The sequence below is a fragment of the Microcoleus sp. Pol12B3 genome (assembly GCF_036701355.1).
In the GTDB taxonomy this organism is placed as follows: domain Bacteria; phylum Cyanobacteriota; class Cyanobacteriia; order Cyanobacteriales; family Microcoleaceae; genus Microcoleus.
This window is the reverse complement of sequence record NZ_JAUBQS010000095.1, coordinates 1-15,608: the sequence shown is the minus strand read 5'-3', so window position 1 is coordinate 15,608 and position 15,608 is coordinate 1. Positions and strand designations below refer to the sequence as shown.

The following is a 15,608-nucleotide window of genomic DNA, read 5'->3' as shown; positions in this document are numbered from 1 at the left end:
CCGTGTGCAGTGAAAGTTGCAAGCACGGTTCCGAATGGGAGGGAGAGGATAGTAATATCTTCTCTCGACCCTAACCCTTAATTCAGGGTCTTTGGTCATAGCGACGGTTCACAATAAAGTATAAGTGTATGTTTTGTGGAACGGGCTTCTAGCCCGTTGCTCATCTTGGTCAAGAAGACTCATCTACTAGCTTAGCAAATTGTCGCAAAGTTGCAGCATAGCGATCGCCCGCCACATCCATCAAATCATTATGACCGGCCCCATCAACCCAAAAATTCAATTTCGGCTGCTTCGCCACTGCAAACAACTGCTCTCCATGCCAAAAATGAACCACCTCATCAGCCTTACCATGAATCACCAAGACAGGCGATCGCACTTTGCCAATTTTATCAATATTCACAAACTTATCAAAGGGTAAAATCGGAATCCGCGTCAACACCCGAAAAGCCGAAACAAAGGAACTTTCAACCACCAAACCGCCCACTTTTTGCCGGGAAGCCAAATCAATTGCCGGCCCACCCCCCACAGAACGCCCGTAAAGAATAATTTGCTTTGCAGGTACTCCCAACTGTTGCGTTAAATAATTGTAAACAGCATCAATATCACCATAAGTATTATACTCAGAAGGATTTCCCTGACTCGTGCCGTAACCTTGATAATCATAGCCAAACACAGCAAACCCGCTATCTCGAATCTCTCTGAGTAGCCACAAAATGCCGTCCAAGTCTTCCGCATTTCCGTGACTGTAAAGTATGGTATATTTAGCTTGCGAGTTAGGAAAATGAACAGCAGAAATTTTCACGCCATTAGCTGAGCTAACTTTGATAAATTCCCTGCTATCCCTCTGGCTAGATGGCGGAGGTTGAAAAATTAGCCGTTCTGAAAAAAAGAAACCGTAAAAACACAGAAATGCGTAAATAAAAATTATAGAGCGCATAAGTCGTTTGACAGAAAATTCTCCGAAAAGCAAGCGTTTGATATTTTTTTTGTGCGAGTTAGCCATCACTAAAGGCTCATAGTTGAATAAGATTTAACTAATACTTTTTTATTGCGAGAAAAGACATGGCACTAACATACCCCGATGACTTGAAATACCTAGACACCCACGAATACATCCGACTCGAAGGCGAAATTGCCACCATCGGCATTAGTGCCTTTGCAGTTGACCAACTCGGCGATATCGTGTTTCTAGATTTACCCGAAGTCGGTGCAGGATTGGAAAAGGGCGAAGCTTTCGGTACAGTCGAATCAGTGAAAGCGGTTGAAGACTTGAAAGCACCAGTTACCGGTATCGTCGTAGAACGCAATGATGACATTGTAGAGTCTCCCGAAAATTTGGCCGAAGACCCCTACAGGGACGGGTGGCTGCTGAAAGTGCGCGTTGACAACACCAGCGAAGTCGATGACGCTTTATCCGCCGAGAAGTATCGCCAAATGGTCGAAGGGGAATAGTTTTGAGTTGGGAGTTTTGAGTGGGAATTTGGGCATAGGGCTCGTTGATTCCTCCACAATCCGCCAGGGGTTGAAACCCACGGGGCTTTTAGGACAAGTCGTCTTTAGACGACTGAAATACTAACCAGTTGCGCGGGGAGTGGCGATAAGTGCGCCTTAATCTAAAGTCGGCGACCGACGACTTTAGCTATCTGACAGGGGTTTCAACCCCTGTCAGACTGTCGGACTTTGATAGAGGCAGAAAATCTTCCTGGTTTTCTTAGCAAAATGTTACAAACAAAGAAGCAAAAGTCTATTCAGGAGAATCCGCCTTGGTACTCTACAGCCCTCAACTTGAACCCAACCAGCAGCAAAACCTTTCCTCCATCAATGGTTTTGCGGGGCGGCACATTGGCCCGACACGCAGCGAAATCCAGCAAATGCTCAATGTTTTGGGCATTTCCAGCCTCGATGAGTTGATTGACAAAACGGTTCCAGCGGCGATTCGCATTTCTCAACCGCTACAACTTCCCGCAGCGCAAAGCGAGTACAGCGCTTTGGCAGAATTGAAGGAAATTGCTGCAAAAAATCAGGTATTTCGATCGTACATCGGCACTGGATATCACGACTGCATCACTCCCCCGGTCATCCAGCGGAATATCCTAGAAAATCCCGGCTGGTATACAGCTTACACTCCCTACCAAGCCGAAATTGCTCAAGGGCGATTGGAAGCTTTACTGAACTTCCAAACCATGATAATTGACCTCACTGGTTTGGAAATTGCCAACGCTTCTTTGCTGGATGAAGGGACAGCGGCGGCGGAAGCGATGGCGGTGAGTTACGGCGCCAGCAAGAAGGGGGCAAAAGCGTTTTTTGTTTCCCAAGATTGCCACCCTCAAACTATTGAAGTGGTGCAAACTCGCGCTAAGCCGTTGGGAATTGAGGTAATTGTCGGTGACCATCAAAGCTTTGAGTTCGATCGTACAATCTTCGGCGCTCTCCTGCAATACCCCGCCACAGACGGCGCAATTTACGACTATACGGATTTTATTCGATCGGCACACGAAGTCGGCGCATTAGTCACAGTAGCCGCCGACATATTGAGCCTTTGCTTGCTCAAACCCCCCGGCGAATTCGGCGCGGATATAGCCGTAGGAAGCACTCAGCGCTTCGGAGTGCCGATGGGATTCGGAGGGCCCCACGCCGCCTATTTCGCCACGCGAGAAGAGTTTAAACGGCAAGTTCCGGGGCGAATTGTTGGCGTTTCTAAAGATGCCAACGGCAAATCTGCTTTACGTTTGGCTTTGCAAACTCGCGAACAGCACATCCGCCGCGAAAAAGCAACCAGCAATATTTGTACTGCTCAAGTTTTGCTGGCAGTGATGGCAAGTATGTATGCTGTTTATCACGGCCCGTCTGGACTCAAAGATATTGCTGAGAAAGTATGGAGTTTAACGGCACTTTTGGCATCCGGTTTAAGAAGTTTCGGATACAAAATTGGTTCTCAACCTTTCTTCGATACTTTGCGGGTAGAATTGGGAGATAAACCGCTGTCAGAACTTCTAGAAGCTGCTAAAGCTCGCAAAATTAATCTCCGAGTTTTCGATGATTCGACAGTGGGAATAACTTTAGATGAAACTGTCACCGTTGAAGATGTGCAAGAGTTGTGGAAAATTTTTGCACAGGATAAAGATTATATCAGGGCTGACGGGGAGAATGCTCTAAAAATTCCGCTGGATGCAGACGCATTGAGCTTATATCTGACCTTACCAGATTTTTGCGATCGCACCAGCAGCTATCTCGGTCATCCAGTTTTCAACAGCTACCATTCAGAAACTGAACTTTTGCGCTATTTGCACCGTTTAGAAGCCAAGGATTTATCGCTAAATACATCGATGATTCCCTTGGGTTCTTGCACAATGAAATTGAATGCAACAGCAGAGATGATGCCGGTGACTTGGGGGGAATTTGGCAAGATACATCCCTTTGCACCCCGCGATCAAACTCGCGGCTATCAAAAGATGTTCGTGCAACTAGAACAGTGGCTGGCAGAAATCACAGGTTTTGCGGGAATTTCTTTGCAGCCAAACGCTGGTTCCCAAGGCGAATACGCGGGTTTGTTAGTTATTCGCCAATACCACGAACACCGAGGCGAATCTCACCGAAATATCTGTTTGATTCCCCAGTCAGCCCACGGTACAAATCCGGCTAGCGCGGTGATGGCGGGGATGAAAGTAGTTGCTGTTGAGTGCGATTCTCAGGGTAATATTGATGTCGCAGATTTACATAAAAAAGCCGAGAAGCACAAAAATGAACTGGCGGCTTTGATGGTGACATATCCATCAACTCACGGCGTTTTTGAGGAAGAAATTAAAGAAATTTGCGATATTGTCCACAACTGCGGCGGACAAGTTTATATGGACGGCGCAAATATGAATGCTCAAGTTGGTTTGTGCCGCCCCGGTGATTTTGGTGCTGATGTTTGCCACTTGAATTTGCACAAAACTTTCTGTATTCCTCACGGTGGTGGCGGGCCGGGAATGGGCCCGATTGGGGTAATGTCTCATTTGGTAGAATTTTTGCCCAGTCATTCTATTCTTAACAGTCAACAGTCAACAGTCAACAGTCAACAGTTGACAGTTAACAGTCAACAGTCAACAGTTGGTGCTGTTTCCGCCGCGCCTTGGGGAAGTGCTAGCATTTTGACTATTTCTTGGATGTACATTCGGATGATGGGAGGAGTGGGTTTAACTGAGGCGACAAAAGTAGCAATTCTTAATGCTAATTACATTGCCCAACGGTTAGAATCTTATTATCCAGTTTTGTACAAAGGGAAAGCTGGTTTAGTGGCGCACGAGTGCATTCTGGATTTGCGATCGCTCAAAAAATCGGCGGCTATTGAAGTCGAAGATATCGCTAAACGGTTGATGGATTACGGCTATCACGCGCCGACGGTTTCTTGGCCGGTTGCTGGTACGGTAATGGTGGAACCGACGGAAAGCGAATCGAAGCAGGAATTAGACCGTTTTTGCGATGCGATGATTGCGATTCGAGGCGAAATTGCGGAGATTGAAAAAGGTAATGTTGACGCGCAAAATAACGTCTTAAAAAATGCGCCGCACACCGCAGAATCTCTGATGGTAGATGAGTGGAATCGTCCTTATACTCGCGCGCAAGCGGCTTATCCGGCCTCTTGGACTCGCGAACATAAGTTTTGGCCGGCGGTGGGCCGGATAGATAATGCGTTTGGCGATCGCAATTTTGTCTGTTCTTGCTTACCAATGGAGGCTTACACTTAAGGTTAAATAACTCTCTCTGGGTGGGCTATGGGTTCCTTACACATATACGCTTGTGGGGTGCTTCTATCCCGCCCAAAAAGTTAAATATAAAGGTAGAACAGCTTATTAACCTAGATAAATGCGCGCCAAACAATGTAATACAAGAATCAAAAAAGTCCCAAGTAAAATAAAAAATGAAGAGACGATTTTTGTGGCTTGTTCGCAAAAATAAACCGCGTTGGATTACCCTATTATTGTTAGGTGTTTTGGCTACTTTTGGGGTGGTAGCAACACCAGCTTACATCACAATGGCGATCGCCCAAACTATCGGCCCAGCTTTGTCTGTTGATGTTACAGCCGATCGCCATTCCATCAGCCCCGACATCTACGGTATGAACGATTTCGCGATCGATCCGGCCCTCGCCCAAGAATTGCGAATTCCGGTGGAACGCTGGGGGGCTAATCACACCAGCCGCTACAACTGGTTAGTCGATTCTTCCAACAGCGGCGATGACTTCTTTTTCGTCGGTGGCGGCGACAATAAAAATCCTGTTCCCGGCGATTCTATAGATAAAATTGTCAAAACCAACCGGCAAAACGGCAGCAAAAGCATCGTTACTATTCCGATGATTGGCTATGTAAATAAATTTAGCACTTGGAACTGCGGTTTTCGAGTATCCAAATACGGCCCGCAAGAAAAAACAAACCCCTACATTTTTCCAGAAGGCGATAAGTGCGGCAACGGTAAGCGTCCCGACGGCACTTTGATAACTGATAATAATCGCCTTGATGTCAGTATTATTAGCGACCCAGCTTTTCAACAAGCTTGGGTTCAACACTTAGTTAAAACCCACGGTACTGCTGCTAACGGCGGCGTGCAAATTTATCAAATGGACAACGAACCAAGCGGCTGGGGAAATACTCACCGCGATGTTCATCCAGAACCGACGAGTTACGATGAATTGCGCGATCGCACTTACCAATACGCCTCAATGGTAAAAGCTACAGATCCCACTGCTAAGGTACTCGGGCCGTCGGATTTTGGCTGGCCTGTCTATGTGGATTCTCTGGTAAAAGGCGATCGCGAAAAACACGGCGGTGTCTGGTTTGCGCGGTGGTACTTGCAACAAATGCGCGCTTATGAAAAGCAAAAAGGTGTTCGGATTCTCGACTATTTCGACGAACACTACTATCCTGCGGCAGACAATACCTGTTTGGCCAATTGTCCCGCCGGCGATGCCAACACCCAAGCGCTGCGACTGCGATCGACTCGTTCTCTGTGGGATGCTACCTATACTGATGAAAGTTGGATAGGAAAATACAATCCGCCCATAACAATTATTCCCCGGTTTCGAGAGTGGGTAAAACAGGATTATCCAGGTACAAAAGTCGCCATTACTGAATACAATTGGGGCGGTTTAGAGTCGATAAACGGGGCCTTAGCGCAAGCCGACGTACTGGGAATTTTTGGGCGTGAACAACTCGATTTAGCGACGCTGTGGGGGCCTCCGAAGTCTTCGGAACCGGGTGCTTATGCTTTCCGAATGTACATGAATTACGACGGAAAAGGCGGTAAGTATGGCGACACTTGGGTGCGATCGCTTAGTCAAGATCAGGGACTTTTGTCAATCTACGGAGCCGATCGTACCAGTGATGGTACTCTGACGCTGGTAATTATTAATAAAACCAGCCAAAATTTGACCAGCAACTTGAGTTTGAAAGGATTTAAACCTGCGGGTAAAGCTCAATTTTACACTTACAGCGAGGCGAATTTGCAGGCGATCGTCCGTCAGACCGATTTAGGTGTCAGTGATACTGGATTCCCGGCAACTTACCCAGCTAATTCTATGACTTTGGTGGCTATTCCCAAGGCTAATTCTTAGGGGGACTTAACTTAACCCACGGAATTCACCCGCCAGAACCGAAATGATTAAACCGCAGAGGACGCAGAGGACACTGAGGAAGAGAAGAGAGAGATGAATAATTCTGACATTTTTAATCTGAAATTAGACCTGAAGCGTCCATGCGATCGTCCTCAGCATCCGAGTGTGTTAGTGGACAAATACAACTCTCCTGTCCCAGCCACTGCGATCCTACTTGATGCAGGGCTGCCATCACCGGTTGAATTTGGCGACCCTTGGGCGTGAGGGAATATTCGACACGGGGCGGAATCTCGGCATAAACACGCCGATCGACTAACCCTTGAGATTCCAACTCTCGTAGGCGTTGGGTGAGGGTTTTGGCATTGGTGACAAGTTAAAACTTAATTGCATTTGTCAATCAGTAATATTACTCAAAAAAACTGCTTTTTGAGGAGTGGAAAATTCACGATTTGAGAGGGAGTAGGTATAAATATCACCCTCGGCAGGATTCCTCGATCGCCCAAATCTCAGTTTTATGCCCAAAATCCGAGTAAATGTTGAGCATAATTGCTGATTGACAAATGCTTTCTTAGCTTAACTTGTTACCAATGGGGTTTTGGTGCTGATGCCAGGAAGTGCCGCGAGTAATTCGTGGGGACGCCTCGCGCCTCCAAACAGTTCGCGTAGAACCAAAATTGACCATTTATTGTCCAACAAATCCAGCACAAATTGAATCGGACATTTAACCTCTACGCACTGACTTGCTTCCACCATAAACTCCCTTCACGATAATTTCCATATTTCTTTAGAAATGGCTCAAACGTCCGATTGGCTTCAATACTTTACCTCAAGTAACTATAGGATACCACTGGTAACTGACTTGTGGGCGATCGCGGATTAAGGCAATGTGGTGCACAGTCATCAATTCCGAACAATCCACTCTCCACTCCTATGGTCAGTTCAATTAGTAAATCGGAGTCTGCTGGTCTGCCATCCGGCATTAAAGCACCCGTTCAAGAAACCCTGTTAACACCCCGCTTTTACACCACCAATTTTGATGCCGTTGCCGAAATGGATCTGTCCGGGCAACAAGCAGAATTAGAAGCAGTTGTAGCAGAATTGCGTGCGGACTATAACCGCCACCATTTTGTCCGCAATCAGGAGTTTGATCAATCCTGGGACAACATTGATGGCGAAACGCGAAAGGCATTTATTGACTTTCTAGAGCGTTCCTGTACCTCAGAATTTTCGGGTTTTCTGTTGTTCAAAGAACTCTCCCGCAAACTCAAGAATCGCCAACCGTTGTTATCTGAAGCCTTTAACCTACTGGCACGGGATGAAGCGCGCCATGCCGGTTTCTTGAATAAGGCGATGACCGATTTTGGGTTGTCTCTCGATCTGGGCTATTTAACAAAAAATCGTACCTACACATTCTTCCCTCCAGAATGGGTAATTTATACTGTTTATCTGTCGGAAAAAATTGGCTACTGGCGCTATATTTTGGTGTATCGCCATCTCGAACAACATCCCGAACATCAAATCTATCCCCTGTTTCGCTACTTCGAGAATTGGTGCCAAGACGAAAATCGGCATGGGGATTTCTTTAAGGCATTGTTGCGATCGCAGCCTAAGCTTTGGAATAGCTGGAAGGCCAGACTCTGGGCGCGCTTTTTCCTACTGACGGTGTTTGCCACTCACACAATGACGGTGTTGGAACGCTCCACATTTTATGACTCGATCGGCATCGACCCCGATGAATATAACAAGCAGGTGATTCATCACACCAATGAAACAGCAAAACGGGCGTTTCCCAGTATTTTAGATACTCACCATCCAGAATTCTTTCCCCGTTTGGACCGATGCGCGATCGCCAATCAGAAGCTAGCAGAAATCTCAAGTAACCAGCGCCCTGCCGCCATCCAATTTTGCCAAAAATTACCCTGGATTGCTGTGATTGTCTGGCAGTTGTTGCGCCTTTATTTACTGCCCTCGATTAATGCTGAATCGTCCAGAACCGCTATTAATTAGGAGATATTGCCATGACTAATCTATCGACACGCCTCCGAGAAGGCACGATGCAATCCCACACCACAGCCGAAAATACGGCATTTATGAAATGCTTTATGAAAGGCATTGTGGAACGGGAACCTTTGCGTAAACTATTTGCCGATTTGTACTTTGTTTACAGCGCCCTAGAAACGGCTTTGCAGAGCCATGTCAACCACCCGATTATCGGAACCCTCTATTTCCCTGAGTTAAATCGCACTGAGAATCTGGCTTGCGATCTAGCTTTTTATTACGGTGAAAATTGGCTGGAGGAAATTACGGCTTCGCCAGCGGGTTGTGTGTATCGCGATCGCATTCAAACCCTCTCAAAAACCGATCCAGTCCTGCTGATTGCCCATGCCTACACCCGCTACATGGGTGATTTATCCGGCGGACAAAGCTTGAAAAACGTGATTCGATCGGCGTTGTCTCTGCCGCCGGATCGAGGAACAAATTTCTATGAATTTTCCCAAATCTCGACACCAGAAGCAAGGCGAGTATTTAAGGAACGCTATCGCCAAACCCTGGATGAGTTTCCGGTGGATGCTGACACGATCGAGCGAATTGTCGCAGAAGCAAATACGGCATTTGCCCTCAACCGGGATGTGATGCACGAACTCGAAGCCGATGTAAAAGCGGCGATTGGAGACCATACCTTTGATTTGCTAACTCGGCAAGATCGCCCCGGCAGCACAGAACGCCACTCTCATGGTGCCCAGCGAGAATCTGTCGCTAAATAACTCGCCCCACGAAAACAAGATCGATCGTATCTCTAAAATATGCCGGAGTTCTGAATCTACACAACAACAGAAGGACACATCAGTTAATGAAACACTTATCACAAACGGTTGAATTTGATGCTGCATTGTTGAATAAATACAACCAGCCTTTACCTCGCTATACCAGCTATCCGCCCGCCACAGAATTAAGCACTGACTTCGATCGCAACGCATTTAAAACCGCGATCGCCGTCGGCAATCACAAACAAACCCCCTTATCGCTTTACTGCCACATCCCCTTTTGTGAAACGCCCTGTTATTTCTGCGGCTGCAATACCATCATTACCCAGCGCAAAGAGGTAGCAGAACCCTATTTAGGCTATCTCGCTCGCCAAATTCGCCAAGTTGCCAGTTTGGTGGATGCCGATCGGCTGGTGCATCAGTTGCACTGGGGCGGCGGCACGCCCAACTATCTCGATCGAAGTCAGGTAGAGTGTCTCTGGAACCAGTTAAATCGATATTTTCGGTTCGATGACGCGGCAGAAATATCGATCGAAGTCAATCCTAGCTATATCAATCGCGAATACATTCTATTTCTGCGACAATTAGGCTTCAATCGGATTAGCTTTGGTATTCAGGATTTTAATCCCACCGTGCAGCAAGCAATCAATCGGGTGCAGCCGGAAGCGATGTTGTTTGATGTGATGGATTGGATTCGGGAAGCAGGGTTTGAAAGTGTCAATGTGGATTTGATTTACGGCTTACCTTTCCAGACACAAGCAACATTCCAGGAAACGGTACAGAAGACCTTGCAATTAAATCCCGATCGCATTGCCGTCTTTAATTTTGCCTATGTTCCCTGGCTCAAACCGATTCAGAAACGGATGCCGGAATCTGCTTTGCCGACTGCTGGCGAAAAGCTGAAAATTCTGCAAAGTACGATCGCCCAACTGACGCAAAATGGCTATGTGTTTATTGGCATGGATCACTTTGCCAAGCCCAATGATGAATTAGCAATCGCCCAACAAGCGGGTCAACTCCATCGGAATTTTCAGGGTTATACCACTAAGCCCGAATCGGATCTGTTGGGCTTTGGCATGACTTCCATCAGTATGTTGCAGGATGTATATACCCAAAACCACAAGGGATTAAAAGACTTTTATCGGGCGATCGATGCGGGTGAATTAGCGATCGAAAAAGGCGTTCGACTCAACCAGGACGATCTGATTCGGCGCACGGTCATCATGGAATTGATGTGTCAATTCCAACTGTCGGCGCAAGATTTGGAAGAAAAATACCATCTCGGCTTCGATCTCGATTTCAATGACTATTTCGCCAAGGAACTTCTCCAACTCGATGCCTTAGAAGCTGATGGGTTAATCAAACGTTGGGGCGATGGGATTGAAGTAACTGCGATCGGGCGCTTGCTAATTCGGAATATTGCATCGGTGTTTGATAGCTATCTCATCCCCCACTCAAGCAAACGGTTTTCCAAGTCCCTATGAATCATCGTCAATCAATTTTAGATTTTAGATTTTAGATTTTAGATTGACCCCACGGATAAATGCGGGGGATTGAGGATTTTCGATTTGAGATTTGGGATTGATTCCACGGATAAATCCGGGGGCTTGTACCACCTTGGAAATTCGCTTGTCAGAGTTGTTAACTCAGATTTGTTAACATAGTTAGGGACGGATAAATACTTTCATAACCGAGTTGTTGCGTAAATTATAACCAATTCAACAAGGAAAAATTAATGTTCTGTGAACAATGCGAACAAACAGCAAGCGGACAAGGATGCCATCAGTTTGGTGCTTGTGGGAAAAGTCCCCAGGTGAATGCTATCCAAGATCTGCTGATTTATTATCTGCGCGGGTTGGCTCCGATTGCCCTGAAAGCAAAGGAATTAGACATTGATACCCATGCAGTGGATGTCTTCACCTGCGAAGCGATTTTTGCGACGATGACGAATGTCAACTTTTCGGAAAAGCGGTTTGTTGAGTATCTCCAGGAAGCGATCGCCCATCGCGCCAACCTCAAGGCTCAAGTGCAGCAAGCAAGTGACACTCCACCTACTTGGTCGGAAATTTCCAACTGGGAACCCAACTTTGACGACAGCCTGGTTGAGCAGGGTGAGCAGATTTCCCTCCAGTTCCTCAGTCAGTCTGCCTCGAATGTGGATATTTTCTCACTCAAACTCACAGTGCTATATGGGGTTAAGGGTCTTGCCTCCTACACCTTCCACGCCTACGAAGTTGGCCAGGAAGACGAGCGGGTGTATCGTTTCATTTACGAGGCACTTGTCGCTCTCGATAACCAAACCTTGGGCTTGCAGGAGTGGGTGAATCTTGCTCTTGAGGTGGGAGGCATTAATCTGCGATCGATGGAACTGTTGGATGCCGGACATACCAGTACCTACGGACATCCTATTCCCACGCCTGTTCCCCTCAATCCACGCCCAGGGAAGGCGATTCTGGTTTCAGGACATGACATCAAACAACTCGAAGCCATACTGAAGCAAACCGCAGCCACTGGAATTACGGTTTACACCCACGGCGAACTTCTGCCCGCCCACGGTTATCCCAAACTCAAACAGCATTACCCCCATCTCTACGGTCACTACGGCACTGCTTGGCAGAACCAAACCAAGGATTTTGCCAAGTTCCCCGGTGCGATCGTGATTACGACCAACTGCTTAATGCCAACCCATTCCTATTATGAAGATAAACTCTTTAGCGTTGGCCCCGTCGGCTATCCCGGCATTATTAACTTGAGTGCGATCGACAATGGCACACCCGATTTTACTGCCGTTATTGAGAAAGCACTGGCACTTCCCGGCTTTACTGAAGATGCACCGCCCAGGGAAGTCACAGTTGGTTTTGCCCACAATACAGTCCTGGGGGTGGCAGATAAAATCATTGAGGCTGTGAAACAGCGTAAAATTCGCCATTTCTTCCTGGTGGGGGGCTGTGATGGAGCCAAACCCGATCGCAACTACTACACCGAGTTCGTAGAAAAAGTGCCTGATGATTGTGTCGTGCTAACCCTAGCTTGCGGCAAGTTTCGGTTCTTCGATCGACAAATGGGCGACATTGACGGACTACCCCGCCTGATGGATGTTGGTCAGTGCAACGATGCCTACTCCGCGATTCAGATTGCTGTAGCCCTAGCCAATGCCTTGGAGGTAGGTGTCAACGATATACCCCTGTCCATGATTCTGTCCTGGTACGAACAGAAGGCAGTAGCCGTCTTGCTAACTCTCTTGCATTTGGGGATTAAAAACATTCGCCTAGGGCCGACATTACCGGCGTTTATTTCTCCCAATGTATTCAAGCTCCTATCGGAGCAATATAACTTGCAGCCCATTACCACCCCTGATGCCGATCTGGCAGCTTGCTTGAGCTGATCTTGATTCCTAGTATTCACACCTTGGGCAACCTTTGGGGCTTTGTTGGTGTAGCCGCGATCTTTGCCATTTATATCTCTTCTAAAGTGCAATAGCACCCCTTATGGGGTGCTATTGCACTTATAGAAAACTTGTCGTTCAACCGCTTAGCTCTTAATGGCAGGAGTCACTAGGGCGATCGGTTGAGCTTCTGCTGAAGCTAAATCCAGGGGGAAGTTATGGGCATTGCGCTCGTGCATGACCTCAATCCCTAGATTGGCACGGTTGAGGATATCTGCCCAGGTGGCAATCGGTCGTCCCTGGCTGTCTAGGATGGAATTATTGAAATTGAGTCCATTCAGGTTGAAAGACATGGTGCTAATTCCCAGTGCGGCAAACCAAATTCCGACTACGGGCCAGGCAGCCAGGAAAAAGTGCAAAGCGCGGGAATTATTGAAACTGGCATACTGGAAGATCAGCCGTCCAAAGTAGCCGTGGGCTGCCTTAATGTTGTAGGTTTCCTCCTCTTGACCAAATTTATAGCCATAGTTTTGAGACTCTTGTTCGGTCGTTTCGCGCACCAGACTGGAGGTTACTAAAGACCCGTGCATGGCACTAAACAACGCACCCCCAAACACGCCTATTACACCCAACATATGGAAGGGATGCATGAGAATATTGTGCTCGGCAGAGAACACAATCATGAAGTTAAAGGTTCCAGAAATTCCCAGCATTAGACCGTCTGAGAAACTGCCCTGTCCGATCGGGTAGATCAATAACACGGATGTTGCTGCTGCCACAGGAGCAGAGTAGGCAACTGCAATCCAGGGACGCATTCCTAACCGATAGCTCAGTTCCCATTGCCGACCCATGTAGGCATAGATCGCAATCAGAAAATGGAACACGATTAGTTGCCAGGGACCGCCATTATAAAGCCATTCATCCAGGGAAGCGGCTTCCCACATTGGGTAAATGTGCAAGCCAATGGCATTGGAGCTAGGAACCACCGTCGCGGTGATGATGTTGTTACCGTATAGCAGCGAACCGGATACAGGTTCCCGCAACCCGTCGATATCCACGGGGGGAGCCGCAATCATGGCGAGGACAAAGACAATGGCTGCGGTTAGGGCTGTCGGAATTAAGAGGACTCCAAACCAGCCAATATAAATTCGATTCTCTGTACTGGTGATCCAGTTGCAGAATCGCTCCCAAACATTAGCGCGATCGCGCTGTTTGAAGATAGCTGTCATGATTTCAAAAAAATGAGGAAAAGTGATATTGTAATCTGGCTCAGAAACAAGAATTAAATAACATCGCTTTTTTTTTGAAGCTATTTAATTCGCGCTCCTGCCAAAACATTTTTACTTGAATCCTCTCTCGTCTACAAGTCAGTTACCGGTGCTGTCTCATAGTTGCTTGGGGTAAAGCATTGGCTCAAATGTTGAACTTTAGACAATTCTAAAAAAAATATTACGATGTTGTTTTTTGCCCATCGAAAGAACGCTAGAACATTAGACCGCATCAGTAACTCGGTAGTGCATCCAAATCAGTGTTGAATGAGTTAATAAGTCATTGCGATCGTACCCGCGAAAATTTAACATTTTTTTCAGAATGTCTTCAATCTATTAGCCGTCCCCAATCTTTTACTCGCCGTAACTATAGGGGCTTGAAGGTAACTATCTTGTCGGCAGAGTCGATCTCTGTAAGATGGTTGGTTATATGGTGGTGGAACCGAACCTGAGTTAAGCTCATCCCACGCCTGAAGGCGGTTATGACCCGTTTAAGGATTGCGATTTGAATGCTAAGGCTGTGGCAATCGAGCCTTTGTTAGATCGAATTAGTATTCCTTATGACCAGTCAAAAACTGAGGTCGAACCCAGAAGACCATTGGAGATTGTGGATTGTTTTTTCTGATTAGCGATCGCTGGCAAAAATATCCAGGCGATTGGGAGGTTCTCTATGGCACGCAGGCGCAAAATTCATCTATTGACTTATGTTCGAGCAACAATTGCTTTGACGTTGCTTGTTGTCTGGAGTCTAGCAGCAATTACTGGCTTTATTTTGGAGTTTTCCCCCAAAGGATATGGAACGGGGCGGCTACCTTTGTTCCTAAGTTTAACTAGATCCCAATGGGGGAGATGTACATTTTATTGTTTGTGTTATTGCTCTATGCGTAACTGTTGTTCATGTATTGCTAGACTGGCAAGTCTTGCGTGGATATCTCCGTTACCTGCTCAATTCTCATCAAGATCCTGACTTATTTGAACAACGATCGCACATCAGAAAAGAGTTTTTTCGTATTCACAACCGACCCGATGAACCAACTCAAAAGTAAAAATTTTTCGAGTCTCTCAAGGAGGAGCGCCATGTTTAATAATGTTGGTATGCTCGATCGCCTCATCCACTTTAGTTTAGCAGGCGTACTACTTTACCTCGGCTTTGGTGTTTATGGAGGTTCGGCATTAGGAATCGGATTGGCAATTATTTCGATTATTCCTGCTCTGACAGCTTTAATTGGAACTTGTCCACTCTATAGCTTGCTAGGCATTAATACTAAAAGCCAGCATCCCCAAAAACATTAAGTCTGCACCCGGAGATGAGAAATGGAAGAAAGTATCCCACTCGACAATCCTTTAATGTCCAGAAGGCAGCTACTCAACTTTCTCACAGGAGCCGCTGTCGCCGCCACAGCTACTGCGGCTCTTTATCCTGGCGCTAAATTCTTTGTCCCGCCAGCAGAGGGGAGTGAAGATGGTTCGCTTCTGGCTAAAGATATTCACGGGAATCTGATTCCGGCTAGCCAGATTTTAGGGTAGTCCTGCATAGCAAGGAAAATGTGTTATAATTTTATTTTTTTAACCTACCTTAAATTTTAGCTTATGAACTG

12 protein-coding genes and 1 pseudogene are annotated in these 15,608 nt (G+C 46.8%); 9 read left to right on the top strand and 4 right to left on the bottom strand.

What is annotated here, in order from left to right; translation table 11 throughout:
- Positions 1-169 precede the first annotated feature (169 nt).
- Entirely contained in the window at positions 170-1,003 is an 834-nt protein-coding gene (locus QUA53_RS27180) for an alpha/beta hydrolase (RefSeq protein ID WP_333100868.1), read from the bottom strand.
- Between the two features lie 59 nt (positions 1,004-1,062).
- On the opposite strand from QUA53_RS27180, the gene gcvH reads away from it, so the two are divergent.
- The 3 genes from gcvH (at position 1,063) to QUA53_RS27165 (ending at position 6,592) form a co-directional block, all read left to right on the top strand.
- Positions 1,063-1,452, top strand: a complete 390-nt coding sequence (gene gcvH / locus QUA53_RS27175) for a glycine cleavage system protein GcvH (protein ID WP_333067642.1) — start codon at positions 1,063-1,065, stop codon at positions 1,450-1,452.
- Positions 1,453-1,763: 311 nt separating this feature from the next.
- A complete protein-coding gene (gene gcvP, locus QUA53_RS27170; RefSeq protein WP_333100867.1) occupies positions 1,764-4,730 on the top strand; it encodes an aminomethyl-transferring glycine dehydrogenase in 2,967 nt (988 codons plus the stop codon).
- Between the two features lie 173 nt (positions 4,731-4,903).
- Positions 4,904-6,592 (top strand): glycoside hydrolase family 44 protein, encoded by a 1,689-nt coding sequence (locus tag QUA53_RS27165; RefSeq protein ID WP_333100866.1) that lies wholly within the window; start codon positions 4,904-4,906, stop codon positions 6,590-6,592.
- 112 nt (positions 6,593-6,704) lie between these two features.
- Here QUA53_RS27165 and QUA53_RS27160 read toward each other — a convergent pair.
- Together QUA53_RS27160 and QUA53_RS27155 are read right to left on the bottom strand one after the other, a co-directional pair.
- Positions 6,705-6,941 (bottom strand): annotated as a pseudogene (locus tag QUA53_RS27160) (winged helix-turn-helix transcriptional regulator); the annotation flags it as partial.
- Positions 6,942-7,165: 224 nt separating this feature from the next.
- The gene (locus QUA53_RS27155; RefSeq protein ID WP_333100865.1) at positions 7,166-7,345 is read right to left on the bottom strand and encodes a winged helix-turn-helix transcriptional regulator; all 180 of its coding nucleotides are present in this window, start codon (positions 7,343-7,345) and stop codon (positions 7,166-7,168) included.
- Positions 7,346-7,522: 177 nt separating this feature from the next.
- Between QUA53_RS27155 and acsF the strand changes: the two genes are divergently transcribed.
- The 4 genes from acsF to hcp all read left to right on the top strand — a co-directional run bounded on the left by acsF (position 7,523) and on the right by hcp (position 12,742).
- The gene (acsF, locus tag QUA53_RS27150; RefSeq protein ID WP_333100864.1) at positions 7,523-8,599 is read left to right on the top strand and encodes a magnesium-protoporphyrin IX monomethyl ester (oxidative) cyclase; all 1,077 of its coding nucleotides are present in this window, start codon (positions 7,523-7,525) and stop codon (positions 8,597-8,599) included.
- Between the two features lie 11 nt (positions 8,600-8,610).
- Positions 8,611-9,357, top strand: coding sequence for a heme oxygenase (biliverdin-producing) (locus QUA53_RS27145; protein ID WP_333100863.1), 747 nt, complete (start codon positions 8,611-8,613; stop codon positions 9,355-9,357).
- A gap of 86 nt (positions 9,358-9,443) precedes the next feature.
- Positions 9,444-10,841 (top strand): oxygen-independent coproporphyrinogen III oxidase, encoded by a 1,398-nt coding sequence (gene hemN, locus QUA53_RS27140; protein ID WP_333100862.1) that lies wholly within the window; start codon positions 9,444-9,446, stop codon positions 10,839-10,841.
- Between the two features lie 251 nt (positions 10,842-11,092).
- Positions 11,093-12,742, top strand: a complete 1,650-nt coding sequence (gene hcp, locus QUA53_RS27135; protein WP_333100861.1) for a hydroxylamine reductase — start codon at positions 11,093-11,095, stop codon at positions 12,740-12,742.
- 146 nt (positions 12,743-12,888) lie between these two features.
- Here hcp and psbA read toward each other — a convergent pair whose 3' ends face one another.
- On the bottom strand, positions 12,889-13,971 hold the full coding sequence (gene psbA, locus QUA53_RS27130; protein WP_333100860.1) for a photosystem II q(b) protein: 1,083 nt from the start codon (positions 13,969-13,971) through the stop codon (positions 12,889-12,891).
- 1,116 nt (positions 13,972-15,087) lie between these two features.
- Between psbA and QUA53_RS27125 the strand changes: the two genes are divergently transcribed.
- Both QUA53_RS27125 and QUA53_RS27120 read left to right on the top strand, forming a co-directional pair.
- The gene (locus QUA53_RS27125; protein ID WP_333100859.1) at positions 15,088-15,303 is read left to right on the top strand and encodes a DUF2892 domain-containing protein; all 216 of its coding nucleotides are present in this window, start codon (positions 15,088-15,090) and stop codon (positions 15,301-15,303) included.
- A gap of 21 nt (positions 15,304-15,324) precedes the next feature.
- Positions 15,325-15,537: a hypothetical protein gene (locus QUA53_RS27120; RefSeq protein ID WP_333100857.1), complete on the top strand. Its 213-nt coding sequence runs from the start codon at positions 15,325-15,327 to the stop codon at positions 15,535-15,537.
- Positions 15,538-15,608: the final 71 nt, after the last annotated feature.

Coding starts and splice junctions, on each gene's coding strand:
- QUA53_RS27180 (WP_333100868.1), bottom strand. CDS start 1,003: ATGGCTAACTCGCACAAAAAAAATATCAAACGCTTGCTTTTCGGAGAA.
- gcvH (WP_333067642.1), top strand. CDS start 1,063: ATGGCACTAACATACCCCGATGACTTGAAATACCTAGACACCCACGAA.
- QUA53_RS27165 (WP_333100866.1), top strand. CDS start 4,904: ATGAAGAGACGATTTTTGTGGCTTGTTCGCAAAAATAAACCGCGTTGG.
- QUA53_RS27155 (WP_333100865.1), bottom strand. CDS start 7,345: ATGGTGGAAGCAAGTCAGTGCGTAGAGGTTAAATGTCCGATTCAATTT.
- acsF (WP_333100864.1), top strand. CDS start 7,523: ATGGTCAGTTCAATTAGTAAATCGGAGTCTGCTGGTCTGCCATCCGGC.
- QUA53_RS27145 (WP_333100863.1), top strand. CDS start 8,611: ATGACTAATCTATCGACACGCCTCCGAGAAGGCACGATGCAATCCCAC.
- hemN (WP_333100862.1), top strand. CDS start 9,444: ATGAAACACTTATCACAAACGGTTGAATTTGATGCTGCATTGTTGAAT.
- hcp (WP_333100861.1), top strand. CDS start 11,093: ATGTTCTGTGAACAATGCGAACAAACAGCAAGCGGACAAGGATGCCAT.
- psbA (WP_333100860.1), bottom strand. CDS start 13,971: ATGACAGCTATCTTCAAACAGCGCGATCGCGCTAATGTTTGGGAGCGA.
- QUA53_RS27125 (WP_333100859.1), top strand. CDS start 15,088: ATGTTTAATAATGTTGGTATGCTCGATCGCCTCATCCACTTTAGTTTA.
- QUA53_RS27120 (WP_333100857.1), top strand. CDS start 15,325: ATGGAAGAAAGTATCCCACTCGACAATCCTTTAATGTCCAGAAGGCAG.